The sequence below is a fragment of the Brevibacillus borstelensis genome (assembly GCF_037834415.1).
Taxonomy (GTDB): domain Bacteria; phylum Bacillota; class Bacilli; order Brevibacillales; family Brevibacillaceae; genus Brevibacillus; species Brevibacillus borstelensis_A.
Map to the genome: position 1 here is coordinate 97,595 of NZ_JAUMSJ010000007.1, position 22,332 is coordinate 119,926.

A 22,332-nucleotide genomic window follows, 5' to 3' on the forward strand; every position below is an offset into this window, starting at 1 on the left:
AAGACGTGCAGATCAAGGAAATGGCTGAACGCTTGCAAATCACGGCCCGGGCAATCCGTTTCTATGAAGAAAAAGGACTGATTTCCCCCAAAAAGGAGAAGCATTCCGGATACCGCCTGTTTACCGAAGCGGACGTCTGGAGGCTGCAGACCGTTATTACGTTAAGAGAGGTGGGCATGCCGATCGAAGACATTCGGGAGCTATTGCAGCGCCTTGACGAAGAAGAAGAGAGCTTGCTCCATTACCTGGAAATTCAGCGCTCCTGCATGTATGACCGGTGGATCGAGCTGAGCAGAGTCATCCAGACGACCGAGCAGATGATTGGGCGGATCAAACAGCAGGGAAGAATCGATCCGGCAGCCTTGTTCGAATTGGCTGAAGGCAACAAACGGCTGCGGCAGATGAGAAACAACTGGGTGGATCGCTGGAACTTCAACCAGATCGCCGATGACTACGATGCTTCGATCAACGGCAAAAAACAGGGCTTTTACCCGTATGAGAATTACGAGCTGGTACTGCGGGAAGTGGTCACAGTTACTGCTCCCCGCCGGGATGAGTCTGGTCTGGACGCGGGGACGGGCACGGGGAACCTGGCAAAGCTGTTTCGGGAAAAGGGAGTCAGGATGAGTGCGTTTGATCAGTCTCCGCAAATGCTCAAGCAATGCCAAAAGAAAAATCCGGGGATGGAGACAAAGCTTGGCTCGTTTTTTGCCTTTCCGTATTTCGGCGGCACCTTTGATTTTGTCGTGACCAGCTTTGCGCTTCATCATCTGACCGACGACCAGAAAACGCTTGCTTTGGCCGAATGCAAGCGGGTGCTTGCCCCGGAGGGACGACTCGTGATTGCCGACTCGATGTTTGTGAATGAGGAGCATAGAGCCCTTCATATACGAGCGCTTCTTCAAGCTGGAAGTACAGAGGCTGTTGCAGAAATCGAGGATGAATATTACGCGGACCGCAGCAAGCTTGTGCAACATCTCCAGCAGCTCGGTTTTTCCGTCGAAGCCCGTCAACTGACCACGTATGTACATCTTATAAAAGCTTGGCTGTAGGAAACCGGCCTTCCCAACTTTTGGGCTTATCCACGATGACATCCGCCTTTTCCGCTGCATAGGCTGTAACGAGAAGGAAAGGGGGACCTCGCATGGGGTTGTTCGATAATTTTTTCGACCGGGAAAATGATGAGCTGCTGTGGATCATCATCGTTGTGGTGGTGCTGCTTTTTTTGTTTAACTCCGACCGTGACTGACAAGAAAATAGGTCTCGTTGCATAATTGACGGGAAGGAACAAAACGACCTTGGAGACAGGTCGTTTTTATTTTGCAAGGAACATGTGCACATATGTTCGCAAACGGTGGTTGACCACTACTGATGCATCCGTTACGCTGGTAATCAGCACCAAGAAAAAGGAGATGGCAAGAACATGAGACGTTTGAGTGCCTGGCTCGTTATCGTGGCGTTTCTTCTGTACGCGTGTGGGGCGCCCGAACAGCCAAAGCCGAACGGCGAAATCACAGCCACCGTCAAACGGGTGGTGGACGGGGACACGTTCGAGATTGGGACAGGAGAGAAGGTTCGCCTGATCGGGGTAGATACACCGGAGACGGTAAAGCCCAACCACCCTGTCGAGCCCTACGGGAAGGAAGCCAGCAACTTCACCAAAGAACTGCTTACAGGGCAAGAGGTGCGCCTCGTTTTTGACGTGGAGCCGCATGATCGATACAAGCGGTTACTCGCCTATGTGTATTTGATGGATGGCACATTCGTCAATGAAAAATTGGTGAGAGAAGGCTATGCCAGAATTATGACAGTCCCTCCGAATGTAGCCAAGGCGGATGTGTTTCTGCAAGCGGAAAGGGAAGCGAGGGAACAAAACAGAGGGCTGTGGGGATTAGAGCCGTCAAGCGAGAAAACGGGAACCAAAGACGGGAAAACCGGGCCCAAGGACAAGGCAGAATCCAAGAACAAGAACGGAGAAGCCGGCGATAAGAAGACTGAGGCCAGCGACAGTAAGACTGAAGCCAGCAACGAGAAGACAGAAGCCAACAGCGAGAACACGGCACAATCGGAAACACCGCCTTCTGGAAAGCTGATCAAGGGAAATATCAATTCCAAAGGGGAAAAAATCTACCACGTTCCCGGTTCGAGAAATTACGAACAGACCAAGCCGGAAGTCTGGTTTGCGACGGAAGAGGAAGCGCAGGCTGCCGGCTATCGTGCGCCAAAGCGTTAATCCCAGGAATACAGCCAAGAAGGTTGGGGAAAAATGGGGATGATTGTCTCTGAAAGGAGTGTCCCCATGAAAATCGCAAAATCCAAACGCTTGGCCTACCGCCTGTTGATCCTGCTCGGTATCGCCATCGTAATCGAGTTTGCCCTCTTCAGTACCCGTGATGCGGAAACGGGAGGAGTAAACCAAGCGGTGGAAGAGCATCAGAAGAAACCCACGCTAGAGGTGACGCACAGTCTGGAGAAAAATGACCTTCACCTGAAGATGAAGGTGGCGAATTTTACGTATTCAATCGAAAATATGGGCAAGGAAAACCGCCAGGGAGAAGGCCATATCCACATCTATCTGGATGGAAAAAAGGTCGCGAAAGCTTTTGAAGACAACTATATCTTGAAAAACATTCCAAGCGGTTCACACGACGTGGTCGTCGAACTTGCCCATAACAATCACGATTCCTACGGCATCAAGCAAGAGTTCCGGGTTGAGGTAAAGCCCTGACTAACGAGAGGCGCAAACAGGCGGGCACAAAAGCAGAAAGCCGACATCCGGCACTGGCGCTGGATTGTCGGCTTTTCTATTGGCTGCTCGGAGTGTTCGGCAATTAGCGGAACAAAACCGTCACTTGCGCTTGCTTGTCAGGGACAGAAAGCACAAGCGTCGGATAGCTGATCACCTGAGTGGTCATGGATCCGGCAGCAGGCTTCTGCTCGCGGACATGGATCACATATCCATGGGCCCCTTTTCGTTCAACCTTGTCTGCCACCAATCGGTACCCCCCGGTAGGGCGTTTTCCGGCACCGATAACGATATACGTTTTTTGATCGGTACGGACGACGGAGTGTCCGCCGTTTTTCCGGACCGTGCGCAGGGCATCTTGCACCGCTGGCGGATAGGGAGCGGCAACGCTTTGCAAACCATCCGCTTCCACGGCAGCTTGCGTTGGGGTAGGATGATCTATATGGAACGGTTGGCCTGTCAATGACAAAGATGCAGCCAAAAGCAAACTGTACCATGCGTGTAACACAGGCATACCTCCTACATGTCGTTTTATCAATAAAGCAAATGAGGTGAATGGCGTGCGCATCCAGCAGGGTGTCGAGTTTCTGTCACAAACAACCCAAGAGCATATGCTAGAAGAGCATGCCAAACGGTTCGGCATCCAGGATGGTCGTAATTTGACTGACCTGTTAACCGATCCGCTCTTTATCAATACGTTCTGGAAGAAAGCCGAAGATAGCGAAAAAAAGGTGATCCGCTTCTTTGTCACTTCTTCAGCCAGAGGATTTTTACGCAAGAAAGACTGGGAAAAGATCGTTCAGCGCGAAGGACGATTGCTGTCGGTCGGGTTAAACAAGCTCCGCCGACTCGGAATGATCCTCACCGTCCGAAAAATGTGGGGCGAGGTCGGTTACATGATGCCGAAGGAAGTGAGAGAAAGGCTGACCTTTTGCCTCGTGCCCGAGCATCACTTCACTCTCTCTCCCGCTGAGACGCTCCCTTATTATATAACAGCAGGCAGAGGGATACATCTGGATCTTTTTGGGGTTCTTTCCTTTTTGCGAGAAACAGAAGTCCCGCTGACCGTCAAGGGCAGTATCCACCGCCGGATTCTCCAGAAAATAACGCCATTGCTTACACTTTCCGACGAGCATGTGGAAGGATGGGCGAGCCATTCCATTCCTGAATCAAAAGATGGTGAAAGGGCGCTGACGGTGGTCGTCGACCTGGCGATCCGTCTTGGACTGATCCGTGCCGGAGGAGGACAGCTCGTCCTGGAAAATCAAAACGTTGCGAGGTGGCTGCAAGCAAGCCAGGAGTCAAGGTGGAACGAGCTTTTTCAACTGGTTGCAGAAGAATACTTGCCCCATGACAGCTGGTGGGATGGACTTCTTGTATTGATGAAGGAGAGCAAATCCGAAGAATGGCATAAGCTGGATGACCAGATCCAGGCGCTCGCTGACGCTGGCTTTCGTGTTCCGGACGATGCTGCTGCCCTTGCTGTGACAAGGTGGCTGCATCTACTGCTGGGGTTCGGGTGGCTGTATCTGGGGACGACTGCCGAGGGAGAGGTTTATTGGCGTTGGAACAGCCTGCCTCGACTGGCTATCGAGGAGCGTTGGTTTATCGATCCGGCAGGAATTGTTACGATACCGCCGCTGGTTCCGTTAAAAGCAGTCTGGGAAATCAGCAGATTTTGTCCGCTTGTCTTTACCGGGGATTTGATTCAGGGCGAGCTTCAGGCAAGGTCCCTGCAATCTTTTTTGACGGCCGGCGGAAAAGAGGAAGAGGCCATCGGTACTTTGCGGCAATATTGCGCCCATCCGATGCCTGAATCCGTTGAGCAGATGATCAGGCAGTGGGGAAGAGAGGCCCGTCAGATTCAGCTTGAGCCCATGGTCAGAGTTCGAACTGCACATCCGGGATTATTGGAAGAACTGAAAACCCTCGAGCCATTCCGTCCTTTCCTCGCAACCATCATTTCTCCGACCGATTTTCTGATTGCGCCCCAGCAGGAAAAGGAAGTGACCGCGCTTTTGCGTAAATACGGATACGCTCCGTACACGCCGAAAAAAGCCATGGAAGATCGGCCCGTTCCCGAGCAAGGAAAGGAAGGGGGGCCTGACGGGCTGTTTACGATCGTCCGTCCATGGGATGGGTTTGCCGTGGAAAACACGTTCCCTGATCAGCTGGAGGGCCTGCATCAGCTGTCTGAATTGCCCAAGATGTGGACCCGGCATTTCCAGGCGTATCACCCGCAAACCATGCGTACGCTGCTGCAGCGTGCATCGGAGCTCGGATTGGAGATTGAGGCGGAAATGCAGGACAAAAACATAAAAGCAGGGATCCCGCGTCAGGTTGTGGTCGAGATGGGATACTGGTATGTATTTCTGGAAACGGGCAATAAAAAACAGAGATGCCGTCTGGATGACATCAACCGGGTGCGCATTGTACTACCCGAATATCTGTACTAGCTCGCTGGCTTCGTGATACAATAAGAATCGACTTATGAATAAGCAAAGGAGGTCTCGATGATGGAAGCGTTGAAAACAGTGGATATGACTGAGCTCATCCTGCATTCGCACGAGCTGTCGACGATGATCAACAAGTCCCGCGAGGTCTCAGATTATACGCTTGCCAAACAGGCGATGGAAGCAGATCGGGAAGCCCAGCGGCTGCTCGCCCTGTTTGAGCGGAAAAAAGACCAGTACGAGGACGTTCAGCGGTTCGGGAAATATCATCCCGATTACGATAAAATATCGACCGAGATCCGGCAGTTGAAGCGTTCGATCGAGATGCTCGACTCTGTTCAGGCGTTCAAGCGGGCAGAAGGCAATCTCGATCAGCTCTTGTATGAAGTAAGCCGTACGATTGCCGATTCCGTGTCAAGCAGCATTAAAGTGCCCAGCAATAATCCATTTCTGGAAGCGAAAAGCAGCGGTTGCGGCGGCGGCGGCAGCTGCGGCTGCAGTACGAGAAAACATTCATGACGGATTCGAGCGAAACAGGCAGCAATCTGCACAAAGGTTTCCGCAGCAAAATTTCTTGTCTCCCGGGATGAGGAAGCGATATCGGAAAACCTGCACCATACCCGCAGTCCGCACATACGCACATTCCGGTTGAATGACGGTCCCGGCCGCTACCCGCTCCCCTGCCTCTTGCAGATAATCGCCTAGCTGCGGGGGAGGGAGCGGACTTGTTACATACAAAAAGCGGTTGCCGGCGTATTCCCGGAAATAAGCGTCAAGAACGACTCTCTCATCTCGAAGCATGGAGATGAGTTGTTGATACAGTTGATCGATAAGCATTTATCTGTCCCCCGTTCATCTGGAGCCCGTCCATGTTATTTTACCAAGCAAGGAAAGGAGCACGACGGCCGTTATGAGAGAAAGACGACTGGGAGTTGCGGTATGGGTGAAAAACCCGCGTGCTGCCAAAAATTTACGCAAATTTGGAACCATTCATTACATCTCCAAACGGTTAAATTACGTCTCGATGTATGTGGATGCCGACCAAATCGACGACATTATCCGAACGATGGAGCGGCTTCACTTTGTGACAAAAATCGAGCGTTCCCACCGTCATGAAATTCCGATTGAGTACAACAACGCCAAGCCGGACAAGGCGAAGGAGTACGACTACAAGCAGGAGAAGCATCAGCTGATGGCTTTGGCCGATACTCTACTCGGAGAAAACGGACTTGCGCCAGCAGGAATTTCGACAGAATCTGTACGTTAAGCTGCCACATTTCGGCAGCTTTTTTCCTTTTGCTGCATTCCCGTACGTGATATGCTAAAGAATAGGAACAACCCTGTAAAGATGCGCATGATTGCGTTTTCATTCGCATCAAATAGAGAGAAAAGGGAAGGGCGGGTGCGTGATGGTACGTTTGGATATTAACTGCGACCTGGCAGAAGGCTACGGTCGGGGACGTCAAGCGGAAGATTTGGGTATCATGAAGTGGATTACCTCTGTAAACATTGCGTGCGGTCTTCATGCCGGAGATCCACATATTATTGCCAGGACTGTAGAGGCTGCGATTCGCAGCGGGGTCAAGATCGGCGCGCATCCGGGTTATCCGGATGTACAGGGATTTGGGCGTCGTTCGATGAATTTGACGGTTCGCGAAGTGTATGAGCTCGTCCTGTATCAGGTGTCGGCTCTCGATGGAGTCAGCCGCGCACTCGGCGGAGAGCTTCACCACGTAAAGCTGCACGGGGCACTTTATAACGAAGCGGCGGAACGCCCCGAGCTGGCGGAAGCAGTAGCGCGTGCTGTGTCTGACATAAATGAAGATCTGATTTTGTACGCCTTGTCAGGAAGTGCTTTGGTCGAGGCGGGGCTTGAATACGGTCTTCAGGTGGCGGAAGAGGTATTCGCTGATCGGGCGTATTTGCCTAATGGCAGATTGGCGCCGCGGGAGCTGGAAGGCAGTGTGCTGATCAGCAAGGAAGAGCAGATGGAGCAGACCAGACAACTGGTAATGAAGCAAAAGGTGAAAACCGTCGATGGAACAAGTATCGCTTTGGCTGCCGACACGCTGTGTGTGCACTGCGAGAGCCCGGATGTTCTTCAATTTTTAATCGAGCTGCATCGTTGGGCCAAACAAAACGATGTCAAGCTGGAAGCGATCGCTCCTCGCTAAGAAAGACAGTCGAAAAACAGGGAAAAGCCATGCCGGCCCCGTCCGTCCTAAGACGGCACAAAGCCGGTATGGCTTTTTTATTCGAGGCTCCAGCGGCCGTCCTTGCTGGTTAGGATCAGATCGCCCAGCCGCTCCGCTTCGTCCCGGTCATGGGTTACCAAAAGGAAGGGAATTCGCCATTTTTCGTGAATCCGCAGCAATTCATCCTGACACTGGCGTCTCGTATCCGCATCCAGAGCAGAAAGCGGCTCGTCCAGCAGCATAATATCAGGCTGGGTCGCCAATGCGCGGACGAGGGCCACTCTTTGCTTTTGACCCCCTGACAGTTGATGGGGATATTTTTGCAAAAGATGATCAATCCCTACTGATTGCAAAAGGTCGTTGAGCTGATCCTGATCATCGCGGTGCATGCCGTAACGGATATTTTGCGCGACGGTCATATGCGGAAAGAGGGCGTAATCCTGGAACAGATAGCCAACTTTTCGCTTTTGTACGGGCAGCTTGATATTGGCTGCGTGATCAAAAAAAAGACAATCAGCCAGTTGGATCCTCCCGCTGTCAGGATGGGCGAGCCCCGCGATACAGTTAAGGATCGTTGTTTTCCCCGAGCCGGACGGTCCAAACAGGACGATGATTTCATCTTTGGTATCAAAACGGGCGGACAATTCAAACTCCGGCAGGCTTTTCTGAAAATCCACATGCAGCATGTTCGATCCCTCTCTCATCACTTCGTGTTGGCAAAACGGCGCAAGCTTCGGCGGCTCCACCAATTCAGCCAGACAGTCGTGCCCATGCCCAGTGCGACGATGACAATCACCCAGAACATCGCCTTGTCCATTTGCCCGGCTTCTACCGCAAAGTAAATCGCTACGGGGATGGTGTCTGTTTTTCCCGGAATGTATCCGGCCAGCATGAGCGTCGCGCCAAACTCACCGAGACCTCTTGCAAAGGAGAGGACAAGCCCCGCCAAGAGCCCGGGCCAGGCGAGCGGGAAAGAGATGGTCCAAAAGACGCGCCACTCGGAAGAGCCCATCGTCCGAGCGGCGTCTTCAAAGCGGCGATCGATACCTGAAAAAGCGGCCTGGGCGCTCTGATACATCAAGGGAAAAGAGACGACGATCGAGGCGATCACGGCTCCGGTCAGGGTAAAGACCACCTGTATTCCGAACATATCGTTGAGCAGTTGGCCGAGAAAGCCGTTTTTCCCGAATGCGAGCAGCAGTCCAAATCCGACAACGGTCGGCGGGAGGACGATCGGCAGCAGGATGAGCGACTCCAGAAAGTGCTTTCCCCAGAAATCTTTTTGCGTCAAGAGACGTGCCATCAACAAGCCGGTAACAAAAACAACAGAAGTGGAGATGGCGGCCACTTTCAAAGAGAGAAGCAAGGGTGTCAAATTGGAATCCACGTACCGTCCATCTCCTTTAGCTGAAAATCTGGATCATCGATTACTGAAAGCCGTATTTCTGCAAAATTTCTTTTCCTTTTTCACTGCCCAGGTAGGCGATGAAATCTTGGGCAAGCTCGGCTTGCTTCGTGGAGGAGATGACTGCGCCGGGGTAGACGATCGGCTTATGCCATTCCTCATTTGCGGTGGCCGCGACTTTTACTTTTTCCGAAATGGCGGCATCGCTCGCGTAGACGATACCGGCTTCGGCGTTCCCCGATTCGACGAAAGTCAGCACCTGGCGTACGTCGCTTCCGAATACAAGCCGGTCTGTGAGCGGCTCCCACAGTTTCAGATGTTCCAGCGCTTCCTTGGCATAGCGTCCGGCGGGAACGCTGTCCGGTTGGCCGACTGCCAGGTGTTTGATTTCCTCCTTGGAGAGGTCTTCAAAAGAAGCGACGGAAAGCGTGCTCTCTTTTCCGACAACCAGCACCAATGTGTTTTTGGCAAAATCGGTGCGGGAGTCTTTTGCTATCAATTGTTTCTCTTCCAGCCTGTCCATGTCCTTCTTGCTGGCAGACAGGAACACATCGGCTGGCGCTCCTTGCTCGATCTGGGTGGCAAGCTTGCCAGAGCTGCCCATCACGTATGTAAGGGTGACGCCGGGATGCTCTTGTTCAAACAGTGGCTTTATTTCGTTTAATGCGTCCGTCAAGCTGGCGGCGGCAGAGACGGTCAGCTCGACTTGAGGCGGTTTTTCGGTTGATGGGGCAGCAGTCTCCGGTTGTTGCGTTTGCGGCTGCGCGGTCTGCGTGGAACATCCGGCGGTCAGCAGCAAAAGAAATACAAACAGCAGTGTTGAGAGATGTTTCTTGAAATGCGGATACATGAAGGAACCTCCGATTCATATTTAGTTATAATTAAATATAACTAGTTATAACTAGATTATATGGAAATGTATTTGATAATCAATTGCGAATTTCAAAAAGTTAAACGAAAATAGTAAGTACGACGATAGGAATAAGAGGGACGAAACACGGGGGGCAGACATGACTCACGATAATTCATACACGACGGAAGAAATTGCTAAACTGCTGCGGATATCCAAGCTGACCGTTTATGACTTGATCAAAAAAGGGGAGCTGCCTGCCTACCGCGTGGGCAGGCAAATGCGCGTGGATGCGTCCGATCTGGAAGCCTACAAAAACCGGGCCAAGGGAGAATATCGCGGCGTGCAGCCGTACCCCGTGCAAACAGGCGGCGCTCCGTTCGGTACATCCCATGTGAATGCCCAGCACAGTCAAATGCGCTCCGTCATTATCAGCGGTCAGGATGTAAGTTTGGACATACTGGCCAATTATTTGGAAAAACGCAGCAACAGCATTCGGCCGCTCCGTTCTTACGTAGGCAGCATCAACAGCTTGTGGGCGATGTACAAAGGGGAGGCAGATATCGTCAGCACCCACCTGTACGACGGCGACACGGGAGAATACAACATCCCGTATGTGCGGCGAATGTTGAGCGGCCATCGCTTTCTCGTCATCAACATGCTTTCGCGTTGGGCGGGTTTTTACGTCCAGCCTGGCAACCCGAAGAAGCTGTCGGCGTGGGAAGACTTCCGCAGAGCGGGGGTTCGCATGGTCAATCGCGAGAAGGGCTCCGGGATTCGCACATTGGTCGAAGAGCAGTTCCGACAACGCGGCATCATGGGTCATGAAGTGGCAGGGTTTGAGCGTGAGGAAGGGAACCACCTCGCCGTTGCCGGGGCTGTCGCAAGGGGAGAAGCGGACATCGGCGTAGGCATTGAAAAAGCGGGGCAGCTGGTCGGGGTTGAGTTTCTTCCGGTCATCCAAGAACGATATGACCTGGTGATACAAAAAACGGATGAAAATAAAGAGCTGATCCGGTACGTCCGTGAAATTTTGCTTTCCGAAGAATTTCAAAATGAGTTGGCTACCATCGGAGGCTACGATTTGGCGGATACCGGGAAGATTTTGTATGAGACCTGGTGAGAAGCGAGCTGATGCGGCAGGCGAACACCAGGCTTGGAAACAATTGTCTGCAGATTTCTGCACAGTTCAGCAAATTTCTACTCAGTTCAATCGTTATTTGATACAATAACAGGATAAAAATAGACGCTTGTCGCTCAAAAGTTGGGGGCTGGCATGAAACCTTTGCATAAAACAAGCTTGTTAATTTGTTTAGCCATATTGATCCCGTTTGCTTCAGCAGCGGTGGTTCTCAATTGGCAGACTGTTTCTACATGGTTATCCGCATTGGACAAACCGGAGGCAAAACAGGAAACCGGCGTTGACCCTTTTTCCTATGATCCGCCGGTTCCGTCTCTTGTGAGAGATTTGAAGCCTTTCTACCGAATACGGGCCGAGCTGCACGCCTCGGAAGCAAAAATCAAGGGAACCGTCACGCTTGATTTTGACAATCCGGGAACGAGGGATGTTCGGCTGTTCCTATACGATTACAAATGGAGTCCGATGTCGATAACCTCCATCCGTTACAAGGACAAGTCTCTTCCTTTTAACAGGCGCCAGGCGGTTGTTCAGCTGGCAAATCCGCTTGGACCAGAGAAGAGAGGAACGCTGACCATCCAGTTTGAAAACCCGGTTCCGCGCCGCGGCACGAGATTTGGAGTAAAGGATGATATCTGGACGCTGACCACCTGGTATCCGATGCTGGGCGCCCAGGATCAGAGCGGACAGTGGTATGAACCGCCGCAGCGCATCAACTTTGGAGACCCATTTGTCTATCATTACGGAGATTACGATGTTTCGTTCATCTCTCCGCAAGGCTACAAATGGGTGAGCACGCTCGGGCTCGGCGAATCCAAGGCTGTGGAAGGAAACAGGCAGGAAGTCCGTTACCAGGGAAATAACGTGCTGAATTTCAACTTGGTAGGAAGTCCTTTGTACCAGATCGAGACCGTTACGTTTCCACCAAACCTGACCGTAGATATTGCCTCGGTTGACAAACGCAACATCGCCCGGATCAAGACGATCGCCGAATCCGTCATTCCGACCTATTCCGAGTGGTACGGGCCCCTTCCGTACCAGCGGGTGGCCATCGCCGAGACGAGCACGGGCACGACCTATGCCATGGAATACGCCAACTTGGCGATTTTCAAAAGGGACCTGCAGCAAAACAGCCTGATCGATCACTGGCTGCCTCATGAGATTGCCCATCTCTGGTGGTACAACAGCGTGGCAACGCTGGAAGCCCGTTACGGTTGGGTTGATGAAGGGCTCGTGGAACACAGTGTGGTCCACTATCAGCGGGCTCGGCATGGCGCAGCGAAAGCGGAATCCTTGCTGGCTGATTACAGGCGGGATGTCGACCGCCTTTCGCAGAAGTATCCATACGGAAAGCTGAGCAAAGAGCTCCATCAGTTTGCCACGCAAGACGAGTTTCACTGGACCTGGTATTCCAGAGGAGCGCTCTTGTTCGAGAATCTCCGGCAACAGGTGGGGGATGATGCGTACAGACGCTTCTTGCAGCGAGTGCAGCGCACCTACCACGGCAGCATCATCGGACCGGCTCATTTGGATCAGGCGTTGGGACAGGTTTTGCAGGGGGAAGCTCGGTATTTCGTTCCAAATATTGAGAAGCACAACAACGAGCCTTTTGCACCCGTAACATTGATTCCTTATTTGACCACGGTTGTCGAGGGCCTCAGCTACTATCCCGAGGTACCATCGAGGATGACTGGCCAGACCGCGTATTTGCCGCTGCGAGACGTTGCAGAAAAGCTCGGTTATCGCGTCGACTGGTTGGAGGAGAAAGCGGCGATCGAGATAAAAGGGTACGGACGAACCATCTGGATCAAGGAAAAAAGTACATACGCCGAGCTGGACGGGAAGAAGGTTGATTTCGGGAAGCCGATGATCGAAATCAAGGGACGAGCATTGGCTCCGCTCGCCTTTTTTGAACAGGTGCTGGGCAGCGAGGCGGATTTGGACGAGAAGTCCAGGACGGTAAAATTGCAGGTACCATCCGGAAAAACTGGTGGGGGAGGCAGGCTATGAGAAGCAATCTGATTCTCGTCGGATTTATGGGAACGGGCAAGACAACGGTCGGAGCCGCTCTGTCCGAGCAGCTGGGCATGATTCATCGGGATCTGGACGACGCGATTGTCGAGCGTGCGGGCTGTACGATCCCGCAGCTCTTTGAGCATAAGGGCGAAGTGTTCTTTCGCGATATGGAAGCAGCCGTGCTCGCCGAGCTTCTCGAGCAGCAGGGGCTGGTGCTGACGACTGGAGGCGGGGCTGTTCTGCGAGCGGAAAATGTGGAGAAAATGCTCAAGGGAGGGCTGGTCGTCGCCCTGACTGCTACGGAAGAGGAACTGGTGCGGCGATTGCAGAACGACCAAAACCGTCCGCTTTTGGCCGGTGGAGTGGCCGCGCGGGTAAAAACATTGCTTGAACAGCGCAGGGATGCATACGCATTCGCACCGGTCCAGATCGATACGACCGGAAAAGCAGTCGCTGACATAGCAGCCGAAATCCGCCGGGCGATGGTTGAAAAGGGGCTCATCGGGAAAGACTAGAGAAAGGAAGCGCTCTTCTTTTTTCGCTAACGGAGCGATCCGCGCGTACGAAGGAGGCACGTGCGATGTCGTTTCAAGAATACCTGAAATATGTCACCAGACTGTTTGTCCGGTACGTGGAAACGCCGAAAACGGAGCGGCGGCTGAACAAGCCCCCAAGAGAGTCTTGGTCTGCGCGCTGGTTCGGGGCGATTCCGATGTCAATCAAGCTTCTGTGGCGCAAGTAACCTTGATCCAAACGGAGGAAAGCAAATGGCGAGAGTAGCTGTGGAGGGCTCCCTTACCCAAATCTCCAAGATGCTTCGTGACAATGGGTACCAGGTCGTTGATCTGGGAAACTGGCAAAATACAGTGGATGCCATCGTCATTACCGGACAGGATGTCAATGTGCTGAATGACCAGAGCAAGACAATCTCCGGGGCACCCGTTATCAACGCAGCGGGCATGACCCCGCAGGAAGTATTTCACGCGGTGCATGTCAGGCTGTCGCCTACGGAACATCGCTGACCATCTGGCGTTCAGCTGCAAGATCAGAACACGTTGAAAAGCTCTCTGCGGATTATTCCGACAGAGAGCTTTTTTCGGATGCAGGCTTCCGAATATGAAATTTTCCGACCTTGTTGGCATAGGCGTAAGGAAGGAAACGGAGGCCTTCATCCCATACGCCGATGTACGATTTATTCTCATTCCACATGTGCAAAGATCCGACCGAGAAAGGGGAGAGCACCTCGGAGTGGTACAAGCTGACAGCCAGCGTGATATCCTCGGCTTTCTTTTGCCATAGATCCTCCCATGTTACCGCCCTCTCGGGAGCTTGAGCCTGGACAAGCGGAGCAAACCAGCTGATATTGTCAAATGGATTGACTTCTTCCGCATGGATGATGCGAGCGGCCACAAGCTTCTGTCCGGGCACAGCCAAATCCTGCTCTTGCAAGCTGAAAATGACGGGTGCTTCCGCACGGGTCGTACTGAGATACCGCTCGCCCGTCTTGGCGTCGACCACCTGCTGTTCTTTTGGGAGCGAGACCAGCCAGTGCGAGGCGAAGCCGTCGTACACCGGTTCGGCCGCTATTTCGCGCGGAGCAAACGTATCGTCGAACAAAATGTACTCGCCAAGCCCGTATTCGAGCAGAACGAAGGTCGGTTTGCTTTCAGTAGAAGGGACTTCTCCCACGACCATATATCCCACTTGTTTGCTGCCTTGTGTCAAGCTGACAAGCCACTGGTGCTGATTGGCTCCCAGCGTTTGGACATCGATGCGGGCATCCCGCCAGTTTGCAAACTGAGGGTCTTGTCCGACAATGCTATTTTTCCATTCACCAATTTGTGTTTGAAAACGTTGATCCCATTGCCCTTCCTCTGCCAGAACGGCTGTCTGCCCGGGCAAGCAGAATGCCACCGCGAGCAGCAACGCAAAACACAGGGAGCGGGAAACCGAGGTTCTTTTAGTCACAAACAAGCACCACCTTTGTGGAAAGGCTTTCTATGGTACCTATTGTAACCAGTATGGCCGAAAAGATTTGTTGGTTATTGTCTCCTGCTGTTCGTAATTTCTCGCTGTCCTTTTACATTTTTCGCCGCTCGCCGGGCGGCTTGGCTTCAAGCGGGGCGGATTGCAGATAAAAAAGCCCGCCGTTGATGAATTGAACCGATACTCTCGGCTCGTACTGCCAGCGCATCTCTTCCATGCGCCGCTGCTTTTCCTCTGCGGGGGTACTGGCTACCCAGTCACCCTGGTCGATCTGTTCGCGGGGCGTCTCCTGAAAGCTGTTGGCCCGTAGAAAGTCAAGAATTCTTCCCCCTGCCAAACGATGTTCCTCCAAGGAAGGGGTGGCTTGCTGCTGATTCACAGGCATCTGCTGTCCATCTTCTTTTGGCGGGGAGGGACGGGCGGACGTGCTTTCCATCGCTGCACTTGCAGCGGACGTTATTCGTTCTGGACCGCTGTTTTCTCCATTGGCGGTTTCCGGGAGATCATCGTGCTGAAGTTTGTCTCTTCCCGTTTCCGAGTCTTCTTTAGACTCGTTCCCTTCACCGGTACCGCTGCTCTGCCTCTCTTCCAGCTCGCGGTAATACGCTTCCAGAATTTGCAGCTCCTCCTCCAGGCGCTGCTTCGCTGCGATTGCCCAAGTCTGGTCTGTATCAGCCAGTATGCGATGAATCTCTGCCTCCATCATAGCAAACCCTTGGCTGATTGTGATGCGGCGATCGAGTGTGTAGTGGTAATCCGGGATGGACGGCGCAAGGGAACGCTGCAAAAGGAACGGATAAAAATCGTGCACGATTTGCGGCTGGTGTAAATTGACCCCGAAATGCAGGATGAGATCACGCTTTTTGTCGCAAATGAAGGAGATCTTCCAGTTTACCCCGAGCCAGGGGACAAGCGGAACAGAGCGGCGGTTGGGGAGCCGGCCGCCGCTTTGCGGGAGTGTTTCATACATGCAGACAAAGCTGCCATGTTTGCGCGTCGACTGAAAGATTTGCTGCAGCCGGGCTGCTCCCAGATGGAGATGCTCTGCCCGCCTGTCGCTGGGCATTCGGTCGGCATCGAAGCAAAAGGTCAGCACCAGCGGCTGATAGGGCAGGTTCATCTTTTCAACCCAGCTCCAATAAAAGGGGCGGTTGCCGATATCCTTGTCTACTTCGACTGGCAGCTTGACCGTCAAAAAATCGGGATGCGTCTCCATGATGTGCGAAGAAAAGGCGGCCAAGTACTGCTCAACGTATTTGCGGACGTGCTGCTGGTTCATCGAGGAATCCCTCCAGACCTTCAGGATGCGGATGACATTTACTGTTCGGCTGTTTCCGGCAGCGGCCCTCCGGATCGTCCCGCCAATCGCATGGCGCGGATCGCTTGGCCCATATTGTCCAGCTTGAGAGCCATCTCTTTTTCCGATGAAGAGTCCATGATGATGCGGATCAGATTTTCTTCCAGCGATTGTTTGAAATTCAGCCGTTCGACGATGTCATCCAGCTCGCCGATCACCATTTCGAACAGATCGATTTTTTCGTAGAGGAGCTGCAGAATATGCTCTTCGATCGTTCCTGTCGTAGACAAGTTGTAAATGTGCACATCCCGCTGCTGACCCAGGCGATGCACGCGGCCGATCCGCTGCTCGACCCGCATCGGATTCCAGGGCATATCGTAGTTGATCACCTGATTGCAGAACTGCAGGTTGATCCCTTCGCCGCCTGCTTCCGTGGCGATCAAAACCTGCGCCCGATTTTGGAACAGCTCGGTCATCCAGTCCTTCTTGCTCCGCTTGAATCCTCCGCGAAACGGCACAGAGGTGATGCCGTGATCATGCAAGTATTTCTGCAAATAATTTTGCGTTGCCCTGTACTCGGTAAAGATAATCACCTTGTCGTCGATTTGCTGAATGAGCTCGACTGTTTTGGCTGCCTTCGAGTGCGTCTCGATTCTCTTGATCATCTCTACGAGCTCAAGTATTTCCGCCCGGACTGGGGAGTCTTCTGCCGCCCGCTGATGCATGTTGTAGAGGGTGAGAAAAGCGGCTTCGCGGCTGGAGCATACCTCGCGTTGCAGCGTGATGAGGGCCAGTGAATTATAGCCGCCTGAACCGGTGTGGTACTGTTCCTTGACGAAGCGGGTAACCCCCTCGTACAGGGCGGCCTCCTCCGGGGAAAGCTCGATCGGGATGGACTGAACGCGTCTGCTCGTAAAATGCACACCGCCGTCGCTTCTTCTGTTCCGAATCATCACTTTGTCCAGCTCGCACCTGAGCTGCTCGTTGTTTTTGGCTTGCCGTTTGCCCTCCACGTAAGTGGTCGAGAAGCTGGAAGTATGGCCGAGGTGGCCGGGCTTCAACAGGTTGATCAGATTGTAGAGCTCATCCATCTCGTTTTGAATAGGCGTGGCTGTCAGGAGCAGACAGTATTTTTTGCGGATCTCCTTGACGAACTGGTAGTTTCGCGTCTTTTTGTTCTTCAGTTTATGGGCTTCGTCAATGATCAGCATGTCGTAATCGATTCCAAGCACGTGCCGCCGGTGAGGATCGCGTTTGGCCGTATCGATCGAGGCTACGACGACGTCGTATTGCCGCCACATGTACTCCTTCTTTTGGGCGACAGCGGGTATCCCGAACTTCTGATTCAATTCTTTCGTCCACTGAATCACCAGAGATGCGGGCACGAGGATCAAGATTTTTTTCGCCAGCCCGCGGATCATGTATTCTTTCATGATCAGCCCGGCTTCAATCGTTTTGCCCAAGCCCACCTCGTCGGCGAGAATCGCACGGCCCCGCATTTCGTTTAAGACGCGCTCAGCCGTCTGCAGCTGATGGGGAAACGGTTGGAGGGTAGGCAGATATTGCAAGCACTGGAGCTGGTCGAACTCCCGGATAGCCATCGCCTTTTCGGCTTCCAAAGTAAGCTGGAACAGCTCCCATTTGTCCCAGGGACCGTCCTGCTTCATCCGCTCATGTAGCAAATCCATCCAATCGGTATCGAAGGAAACTGGAATGTTCGGCATATGACTACCTCCGCTTTGGGATTTTGTCATGAAAAGAGCCTTTCTATCAATAAATAGTGAACGTTATTCTTTTAAATAATAATTTTGTTAGCGATTTTGGGAGTTAATTCGCAATTTGCATATTTTCAAGAATGCGCTCACGTGGTAGGATAAAGAAGGAGTTCATTTAACTAGTATGGAATGTATCAGGAACATTTATGTATCACCCAGTATCCACCGCGAATGATGGTAGCAGGGAGAGACTGCTTGTAAGGCAGCGCCGAAGGAGCAAGCCGGAAACGGTGAATCTCTCAGGCAAAAGTACCTCTACTGGACGCATCTCTGGAGAGAGCTTCTACGGGAGCCACCAAAGGGGAAACTTGCGCAAGCGATGCCGGATGAAACGGCTCGCACAAGCGAGGCAACTCTCAGGTACCAAGGACAGAGGAGGAGAAATGGGCGCTTTTTTTGGCGTATTCATTTCTTCATGTTCTGTCCTTTTTTGCATGGAAAAAACAGGAGGTGCCAGAAATGACGACACTGAAGCGCACGCCGCTGTTCCCTGTTTACGAAAAATACGGGGCGAAGACAATCGATTTCGGCGGATGGGATCTGCCCGTGCAATTTTCCAGCATCGCGCTGGAGCATGAAGCGGTGCGGACCAAAGCAGGCTTGTTTGACGTTTCCCACATGGGAGAAGTCGAGGTAAAAGGGGAGGGAGCTTATCTCTACCTGCAGAAGCTGACCACCAACGACCTCTCCAAGCTGGAAGCGGGCCAAGCCCAGTACAGCGTGTTCTGCTATCCGGACGGAGGCACAGTGGACGACCTTCTCGTCTACAAATACGCCGACGATCACTATCTGCTGGTGATTAACGCGGGAAATATCGACAAGGACTTCGCTTGGATGCAGGAGCATCTCACCGAGGGCGTCGCGATCGAAAATATTTCGCCCCAGACGGCTCAGCTTGCCATCCAGGGGCCTCTTGCGGAATCGATTCTGCAGAAGCTGACAGAAACGGATTTGTCGGAAATCGGCGTCTTCCGGTTCAAACGGGATGTTGCGATCGACGGCATTCCGACCCTCGTCTCGCGCACCGGCTATACCGGAGAAGACGGATTCGAGATTTACCTGGACAGCGGCAAAGCGATCCAGCTCTGGGACCGCCTCCTCGAAGCTGGGCAGCAGGAAGGGTTGATCCCATGCGGCCTCGGCGCGCGAGACACGCTTCGCTTTGAAGCGAAACTGCCGCTTTACGGTCAAGAGCTCAGCAAAGACATCTCGCCGATCGAAGCTGGCATCGGCTTTGCAGTCAAGGTAGACAAAGAAGTGCCGTTTATCGGTCAGGAAGCGCTCAAGGCGCAAAAGGAAAACGGCGCCCCTCGCAAGCTGGTGGGAATTGAAATGATCGACCGCGGCATTCCGCGGACTCATTACCCTGTTTTTATCGGTGATGAGCAGATCGGCGAGGTCACGACGGGTACCCAGTCTCCGACGTTGAAAAAGAACGTGGGCCTTGCATTGATCAAAGCCGAACACGCAGCTCTGGGCACTGAGCTGGAGGTAGAAATTCGCGGCAAGCGGCTGAAGGCTGTCGTCGCAGCCACTCCGTTCTACAAACGCCCCAAACAGTAAGGCATCCAATCCAAGATCCGATAAACAAGGAGGACAACGTTCGTGAAATACCGTTACCTGCCTCAAACCGATCAGGATAAACGCGAGATGTTGGACACCCTGGGCATTTCCCGGGTGGAGGAACTGTTCGCTGACATTCCGGAAGAAGTTCTTTTCAAGGGTTCCCTGCAAATTCCCGAGGCTCTGTCGGAACCGGAGCTGGTCCAATACTTTTCCGCGCTCGCAAACAAAAACGCCAACTTCAGCACACATGTGAACTTCCTGGGAGCGGGTGTGTACCAGCACCACATTCCTAGCGTGGTAAACCACATGCTGCTCCGCGGTGAATTCTTTACCGCATATACCCCGTACCAGCCGGAGATCAGCCAGGGCGAACTGCAGGCTATTTTCGAGTTTCAGACGATGGTTTGCGAAATGACGGGGATGGAAGTAGCCAACTCCTCGATGTACGACGGTGCCACTTCTTTGGCAGAAGCAGCGATGATGGCAGCTGGACACACCAACAAGGGCAAGGTCGTGGTTTCCCGTTCCGTCCATCCGGAAGCGCGCAGCGTTTTGAAAACATACGCGTACGGACAAGGCGTAGAAGTCGTGGAAGTAGACCTGAGGGACAATGTAACCGACACGGCGGCATTGGAAGCGCTCGTTGACGACCAGACGGCTGCCGTCATCGTTCAGTACCCGAACTTCTTCGGCCATGTGGAAGATTTGTCCTCCATCGAGCCGATTGCACATGGAAAAGGGGCGCTCATGATCGTTTCCTCCAATCCGCTCTCGCTCGGCGTGCTGGAAGCTCCGGGACGTTTGGGGGCAGACATCGTTGTCGGCGACATGCAGCCATTCGGAATTTTCGCATCGTTCGGCGGACCGCACTGCGGATATTTGGCCACGACCTCCAAGCTGATGCGCAAAATGCCGGGCCGGATCGTCGGACAGACAAAAGACGAAAACGGCAAGCGTGGCTTTGTCTTGACTCTGCAAGCGCGCGAACAGCATATTCGCCGGGAAAAGGCAACATCCAACATCTGCTCCAACCAGGCGCTCTTGGCACTGGCGGCCTCAATCGCGATGAGCGCGTACGGAAAACAGGGCGTGCAGGAAATCGCCATGCTCAATCTGCAAAAAGCGCATTACGCCAAGAAGGCGTTGGCCGCAAAAGGACTGGGAATCGTAGGCGGTGCGCCTACTTTCAATGAATTTGTAGTGAAATTGAACAAAGATGTATCTGAAGTGAACAAAGAGCTGCTGAAAAAGGGAATGATCGGCGGTTACGACCTCGGCGTCGATTATCCTGAGCTTTCTGGCCACATGCTGCTCGCCGTCACAGAATTGAGAACAAAAGCAGAAATTGACAACCTTGCGCTGGAATTGGAGGCGATCACTCGTGCATAACGACAAAGAAAAAGCTTTGATCTTTGAATTGAGCAAGCCTGGTCGCGTAGGGTACAATCTCCCGGCGCTGGATGTTCCGGAGGTAGAGGTCACCGATCTTTTGCCGAAGCACCTGATCCGCGAAACGCCCGCGGAGCTGCCGGAGGTATCCGAACTGCAGCTGGTTCGTCACTACACCGAACTGTCCCGCAGAAATCACGGGATTGACAACGGCTTTTATCCGCTCGGCTCCTGCACGATGAAGTACAACCCGAAAATCAACGAAGACGTCGCACGTTACGCCGGCTTCGCCCAAACCCATCCGTACCAGCCGGGAGAGTCTGTGCAAGGTGCGCTGGAACTGTTGTATAACCTGCAAAACGAACTGGCGGAAATTACAGGCATGGATGCGGTCACACTGCAGCCGGCAGCAGGGGCAGCAGGTGAATGGACCGGACTTTTGATGATCCGCGCCTATCACGAAAGCCGCGGGGAACATGGGCGGACAAAGGTAATCGTGCCAAACTCCGCGCACGGAACGAATCCGGCCTCTGCGGCGGTGGCGGGACTGGAGACCGTAACGATTCCGTCCGACGACCGCGGACTGGTCGACATTGAAGCGCTGCGCCAGGCGGTCGGGCCAGACACGGCAGCTTTGATGCTGACCAACCCGAACACGCTCGGATTGTTTGAAGAGGACATCGTGGAGATGGCGAAGATCGTTCACGACGCTGGCGGCCTTCTCTACTACGATGGCGCCAACGCCAACGCCATCCTCGGCATCGCTCGCCCGGGAGACATGGGCTTCGACGTCGTCCACCTGAATTTGCACAAGACGTTTACCGGCCCGCATGGAGGCGGCGGACCCGGTGCTGGCCCTGTCGGCGTGAAAAAGATCCTGGAACCGTTCATGCCGGCTCCGATCGTGGGCAAAAAGGCGGACGGCACCTTCTATTGGGACAACGACCGTCCCCAATCGATCGGCCGCGTAAAAGGATACCACGGCAACTTCGGAATCCTGGTTCGCGCGTATTCCTACATCCGTTCCATGGGACCGGAGGGTCTCTTGCAGGTGTCGCAAAACGCGGTGCTGAACGCGAACTACATGATGCGCAAGCTGGCCCAGGCATACGAGCTGCCATATGATCGCGTGTGCAAGCATGAGTTTGTCCTGTCCGGCGTCCGTCAGAAGAAGCTCGGCGTTCGCACGCTGGATATCGCCAAACGCTTGCTCGACTTCGGCTTCCATCCGCCGACTGTCTACTTCCCGTTGATCGTGGACGAATGTCTGATGATCGAGCCGACCGAGACGGAGTCCAAAGAAACGCTCGACGAGTTTATCGACGTGATGCTGCAAATCGCTCGCGAGTGCGAAGAAACACCGGAAATCGTCCAGGAAGCTCCCCATACGACGATCGTGAAACGATTGGATGAAGCGACAGCAGCCCGCAAGCCGGTGCTTCGCTACCAACCGGAATAAGACCGCAGACGAGGCTGCCGAATCTTTCGGCGGCCTTTTTGCATGCAGGACGGTTGT

Annotated in this window: 23 protein-coding genes and 2 riboswitches; of the genes, 15 read left to right on the forward strand and 8 right to left on the reverse strand. The window is 53.3% G+C overall.

Translation table 11 applies throughout. The annotated features are described in order from the left end of the window. Positions 1-5: 5 nt before the first annotated feature. The 3 genes from Q3F21_RS08980 to Q3F21_RS08990 all read left to right on the forward strand — a co-directional run bounded on the left by Q3F21_RS08980 (position 6) and on the right by Q3F21_RS08990 (position 2,728). Entirely contained in the window at positions 6-1,052 is a 1,047-nt protein-coding gene (locus Q3F21_RS08980) for a MerR family transcriptional regulator (RefSeq protein ID WP_340251507.1), read from the forward strand. A gap of 371 nt (positions 1,053-1,423) precedes the next feature. After that, on the forward strand, positions 1,424-2,233 hold the full coding sequence (locus Q3F21_RS08985) for a thermonuclease family protein (RefSeq protein WP_340251509.1): 810 nt from the start codon (positions 1,424-1,426) through the stop codon (positions 2,231-2,233). A gap of 66 nt (positions 2,234-2,299) precedes the next feature. Then, a complete protein-coding gene (locus tag Q3F21_RS08990) occupies positions 2,300-2,728 on the forward strand; it encodes a hypothetical protein (protein WP_340251512.1) in 429 nt (142 codons plus the stop codon). Between the two features lie 103 nt (positions 2,729-2,831). Here the strand turns inward: Q3F21_RS08990 and Q3F21_RS08995 are convergent, their stop codons facing one another. Beyond that, entirely contained in the window at positions 2,832-3,254 is a 423-nt protein-coding gene (locus Q3F21_RS08995) for a protease complex subunit PrcB family protein (protein ID WP_340251514.1), read from the reverse strand. A gap of 52 nt (positions 3,255-3,306) precedes the next feature. On the opposite strand from Q3F21_RS08995, the gene Q3F21_RS09000 reads away from it, so the two are divergent. Together Q3F21_RS09000 and Q3F21_RS09005 are read left to right on the forward strand one after the other, a co-directional pair. After that, on the forward strand, positions 3,307-5,202 hold the full coding sequence (locus Q3F21_RS09000; protein ID WP_340251516.1) for a hypothetical protein: 1,896 nt from the start codon (positions 3,307-3,309) through the stop codon (positions 5,200-5,202). A 60-nt stretch (positions 5,203-5,262) separates the two neighbouring features. Further along, the gene (locus Q3F21_RS09005) at positions 5,263-5,718 is read left to right on the forward strand and encodes a YlbF family regulator (RefSeq protein WP_340251518.1); all 456 of its coding nucleotides are present in this window, start codon (positions 5,263-5,265) and stop codon (positions 5,716-5,718) included. On the opposite strand, the gene Q3F21_RS09010 is transcribed toward Q3F21_RS09005, so the two are convergent. Then, the gene (locus tag Q3F21_RS09010) at positions 5,713-6,036 is read right to left on the reverse strand and encodes a hypothetical protein (protein ID WP_340251521.1); all 324 of its coding nucleotides are present in this window, start codon (positions 6,034-6,036) and stop codon (positions 5,713-5,715) included. The genes Q3F21_RS09005 and Q3F21_RS09010 overlap by 6 nt on opposite strands. A 73-nt stretch (positions 6,037-6,109) precedes the next feature. On the opposite strand from Q3F21_RS09010, the gene Q3F21_RS09015 reads away from it, so the two are divergent. Continuing rightward, positions 6,110-6,466, forward strand: coding sequence for a YlbG family protein (locus tag Q3F21_RS09015; RefSeq protein WP_340251523.1), 357 nt, complete (start codon positions 6,110-6,112; stop codon positions 6,464-6,466). A 142-nt stretch (positions 6,467-6,608) separates the two neighbouring features. Then, on the forward strand, positions 6,609-7,373 hold the full coding sequence (locus Q3F21_RS09020) for a 5-oxoprolinase subunit PxpA (RefSeq protein WP_340251657.1): 765 nt from the start codon (positions 6,609-6,611) through the stop codon (positions 7,371-7,373). Between the two features lie 77 nt (positions 7,374-7,450). Here Q3F21_RS09020 and Q3F21_RS09025 read toward each other — a convergent pair whose 3' ends face one another. Genes Q3F21_RS09025 through modA form a run of 3 tightly spaced genes read right to left on the reverse strand, consistent with a single transcriptional unit; the run spans position 7,451 to position 9,649 of the window. Next, positions 7,451-8,080, reverse strand: coding sequence for an ATP-binding cassette domain-containing protein (locus Q3F21_RS09025; RefSeq protein WP_340251526.1), 630 nt, complete (start codon positions 8,078-8,080; stop codon positions 7,451-7,453). A gap of 17 nt (positions 8,081-8,097) precedes the next feature. Further along, positions 8,098-8,781: a molybdate ABC transporter permease subunit gene (gene modB / locus Q3F21_RS09030; RefSeq protein WP_340251528.1), complete on the reverse strand. Its 684-nt coding sequence runs from the start codon at positions 8,779-8,781 to the stop codon at positions 8,098-8,100. Positions 8,782-8,821: 40 nt separating this feature from the next. Then, entirely contained in the window at positions 8,822-9,649 is an 828-nt protein-coding gene (gene modA / locus Q3F21_RS09035; protein ID WP_340251530.1) for a molybdate ABC transporter substrate-binding protein, read from the reverse strand. Between the two features lie 160 nt (positions 9,650-9,809). Here modA and Q3F21_RS09040 point away from each other — a divergent pair, with 160 nt between their 5' ends. From Q3F21_RS09040 to Q3F21_RS09060, 5 genes are all read left to right on the forward strand, one after another. Beyond that, a complete protein-coding gene (locus Q3F21_RS09040; protein ID WP_340251532.1) occupies positions 9,810-10,772 on the forward strand; it encodes a substrate-binding domain-containing protein in 963 nt (320 codons plus the stop codon). Between the two features lie 153 nt (positions 10,773-10,925). Beyond that, positions 10,926-12,797 carry a stalk domain-containing protein gene (locus Q3F21_RS09045; RefSeq protein ID WP_340251534.1) on the forward strand — a complete coding sequence of 624 codons (1,872 nt, stop codon included), beginning with the start codon at positions 10,926-10,928 and terminating at the stop codon, positions 12,795-12,797. Continuing rightward, positions 12,794-13,318 carry a shikimate kinase gene (locus Q3F21_RS09050; protein WP_340251536.1) on the forward strand — a complete coding sequence of 175 codons (525 nt, stop codon included), beginning with the start codon at positions 12,794-12,796 and terminating at the stop codon, positions 13,316-13,318. The genes Q3F21_RS09045 and Q3F21_RS09050 overlap by 4 nt, the downstream gene beginning before the upstream one ends. Before the next feature lie 65 nt (positions 13,319-13,383). Continuing rightward, entirely contained in the window at positions 13,384-13,545 is a 162-nt protein-coding gene (locus Q3F21_RS09055; RefSeq protein WP_340251538.1) for a YqzE family protein, read from the forward strand. 25 nt (positions 13,546-13,570) lie between these two features. After that, positions 13,571-13,825 carry a YkuS family protein gene (locus tag Q3F21_RS09060; RefSeq protein ID WP_340251540.1) on the forward strand — a complete coding sequence of 85 codons (255 nt, stop codon included), beginning with the start codon at positions 13,571-13,573 and terminating at the stop codon, positions 13,823-13,825. Between the two features lie 52 nt (positions 13,826-13,877). Here Q3F21_RS09060 and Q3F21_RS09065 read toward each other — a convergent pair whose 3' ends face one another. From Q3F21_RS09065 to Q3F21_RS09075, 3 genes are all read right to left on the reverse strand, one after another. Beyond that, positions 13,878-14,771: a hypothetical protein gene (locus Q3F21_RS09065; protein ID WP_340251543.1), complete on the reverse strand. Its 894-nt coding sequence runs from the start codon at positions 14,769-14,771 to the stop codon at positions 13,878-13,880. Positions 14,772-14,883: 112 nt separating this feature from the next. Then, on the reverse strand, positions 14,884-16,068 hold the full coding sequence (locus tag Q3F21_RS09070) for a YqhG family protein (RefSeq protein ID WP_340251545.1): 1,185 nt from the start codon (positions 16,066-16,068) through the stop codon (positions 14,884-14,886). Between the two features lie 38 nt (positions 16,069-16,106). Beyond that, on the reverse strand, positions 16,107-17,810 hold the full coding sequence (locus tag Q3F21_RS09075; protein WP_340251547.1) for a DEAD/DEAH box helicase: 1,704 nt from the start codon (positions 17,808-17,810) through the stop codon (positions 16,107-16,109). 222 nt (positions 17,811-18,032) lie between these two features. Beyond that, positions 18,033-18,126: riboswitch (glycine riboswitch) on the forward strand. Beyond that, positions 18,127-18,244, forward strand: a riboswitch (glycine riboswitch). Positions 18,245-18,320: 76 nt separating this feature from the next. On the opposite strand from Q3F21_RS09075, the gene gcvT reads away from it, so the two are divergent. Genes gcvT through gcvPB form a run of 3 tightly spaced genes read left to right on the forward strand, consistent with a single transcriptional unit; the run spans position 18,321 to position 22,275 of the window. Further along, positions 18,321-19,424 (forward strand): glycine cleavage system aminomethyltransferase GcvT, encoded by a 1,104-nt coding sequence (gene gcvT, locus Q3F21_RS09080; protein ID WP_340251550.1) that lies wholly within the window; start codon positions 18,321-18,323, stop codon positions 19,422-19,424. A 42-nt stretch (positions 19,425-19,466) separates the two neighbouring features. Beyond that, on the forward strand, positions 19,467-20,816 hold the full coding sequence (gcvPA, locus tag Q3F21_RS09085; RefSeq protein ID WP_340251552.1) for an aminomethyl-transferring glycine dehydrogenase subunit GcvPA: 1,350 nt from the start codon (positions 19,467-19,469) through the stop codon (positions 20,814-20,816). Beyond that, on the forward strand, positions 20,809-22,275 hold the full coding sequence (gene gcvPB / locus Q3F21_RS09090; protein ID WP_340251554.1) for an aminomethyl-transferring glycine dehydrogenase subunit GcvPB: 1,467 nt from the start codon (positions 20,809-20,811) through the stop codon (positions 22,273-22,275). Before gcvPA ends, gcvPB begins: the two co-directional genes overlap by 8 nt. The last annotated feature ends 57 nt before the right edge of the window (positions 22,276-22,332 follow it).

What these genes read in the sequence shown, in the direction of transcription:
- Q3F21_RS08985 (WP_340251509.1), top strand. Translation starts at nt 1,424, where the DNA reads ATGAGACGTTTGAGTGCCTGGCTCGTTATCGTGGCGTTTCTTCTGTAC.
- Q3F21_RS08990 (WP_340251512.1), top strand. Translation starts at nt 2,300, where the DNA reads ATGAAAATCGCAAAATCCAAACGCTTGGCCTACCGCCTGTTGATCCTG.
- Q3F21_RS09005 (WP_340251518.1), top strand. Translation starts at nt 5,263, where the DNA reads ATGGAAGCGTTGAAAACAGTGGATATGACTGAGCTCATCCTGCATTCG.
- Q3F21_RS09010 (WP_340251521.1), bottom strand. Translation starts at nt 6,036, where the DNA reads ATGCTTATCGATCAACTGTATCAACAACTCATCTCCATGCTTCGAGAT.
- Q3F21_RS09015 (WP_340251523.1), top strand. Translation starts at nt 6,110, where the DNA reads ATGAGAGAAAGACGACTGGGAGTTGCGGTATGGGTGAAAAACCCGCGT.
- Q3F21_RS09020 (WP_340251657.1), top strand. Translation starts at nt 6,609, where the DNA reads ATGGTACGTTTGGATATTAACTGCGACCTGGCAGAAGGCTACGGTCGG.
- Q3F21_RS09025 (WP_340251526.1), bottom strand. Translation starts at nt 8,080, where the DNA reads ATGCTGCATGTGGATTTTCAGAAAAGCCTGCCGGAGTTTGAATTGTCC.
- modA (WP_340251530.1), bottom strand. Translation starts at nt 9,649, where the DNA reads ATGTATCCGCATTTCAAGAAACATCTCTCAACACTGCTGTTTGTATTT.
- Q3F21_RS09040 (WP_340251532.1), top strand. Translation starts at nt 9,810, where the DNA reads ATGACTCACGATAATTCATACACGACGGAAGAAATTGCTAAACTGCTG.
- Q3F21_RS09045 (WP_340251534.1), top strand. Translation starts at nt 10,926, where the DNA reads ATGAAACCTTTGCATAAAACAAGCTTGTTAATTTGTTTAGCCATATTG.
- Q3F21_RS09050 (WP_340251536.1), top strand. Translation starts at nt 12,794, where the DNA reads ATGAGAAGCAATCTGATTCTCGTCGGATTTATGGGAACGGGCAAGACA.
- Q3F21_RS09055 (WP_340251538.1), top strand. Translation starts at nt 13,384, where the DNA reads ATGTCGTTTCAAGAATACCTGAAATATGTCACCAGACTGTTTGTCCGG.
- Q3F21_RS09060 (WP_340251540.1), top strand. Translation starts at nt 13,571, where the DNA reads ATGGCGAGAGTAGCTGTGGAGGGCTCCCTTACCCAAATCTCCAAGATG.
- Q3F21_RS09070 (WP_340251545.1), bottom strand. Translation starts at nt 16,068, where the DNA reads ATGAACCAGCAGCACGTCCGCAAATACGTTGAGCAGTACTTGGCCGCC.
- Q3F21_RS09075 (WP_340251547.1), bottom strand. Translation starts at nt 17,810, where the DNA reads ATGCCGAACATTCCAGTTTCCTTCGATACCGATTGGATGGATTTGCTA.
- gcvT (WP_340251550.1), top strand. Translation starts at nt 18,321, where the DNA reads ATGACGACACTGAAGCGCACGCCGCTGTTCCCTGTTTACGAAAAATAC.